Genomic DNA, 511 nt, shown 5'->3' with positions numbered 1-511 from the left:
CGGGTTCAGTGCCGTGTTTGGGTCCTGCGGAACGTGAGCGATCTCGTTCCCCCGGAGTTCTCTGAGTTCCCGTGAGGAGAGATCAAGGACGGGTCGCCCGTCGTACTCGATTGTTCCACCCGTGATTCGGCCGTTTCCCTCCAGATACCGGAGTATTGCGAGTGCGAGCGTACTCTTGCCGCTCCCACTTTCGCCGGCGATACCGAGCGTCTCGCCGGGTTCGATATGGAGCGAAACGTTGCGAACCGCCTTAACCGCCCCGTCGTCGGTTCGATACTCGACGGACAGATCATCGACGGAAAGCACTGAACGGCCGTCTTGACTAGTATGATTCTCACTAACAACACTCATTCTTACGCTTATTGTGTACAGTCTCATACAAATATGTTTCTCACAGTGTCCGGTGACGGCCTATGAGATTCATAGGGGGAAAGATATAAGATAGTATGTGAGGGTTGAACTCATGTAGCATGTCCGCATTTAGCGCATACCTAGTCAAGCGGATGGGGTA

Annotated in this window: 1 protein-coding gene; it reads right to left on the bottom strand. The window is 53.6% G+C overall.

The window, feature by feature from the left end:
* Window positions 1–351 (bottom strand): ATP-binding cassette domain-containing protein (locus D3D01_RS22680; protein WP_147439992.1); only part of this gene is annotated, 351 nt, incomplete at its 3' end.
* Window positions 352–511 lie beyond the last annotated feature (160 nt).

It is taken from the genome of Haloarcula sp. Atlit-7R, from assembly GCF_003666065.1.
GTDB classification, from domain to species: domain Archaea; phylum Halobacteriota; class Halobacteria; order Halobacteriales; family Haloarculaceae; genus Haloarcula; species Haloarcula taiwanensis.
Note: the sequence above shows the minus strand (reverse complement) of the source record. Positions and strands in the feature narration are given on the sequence as shown.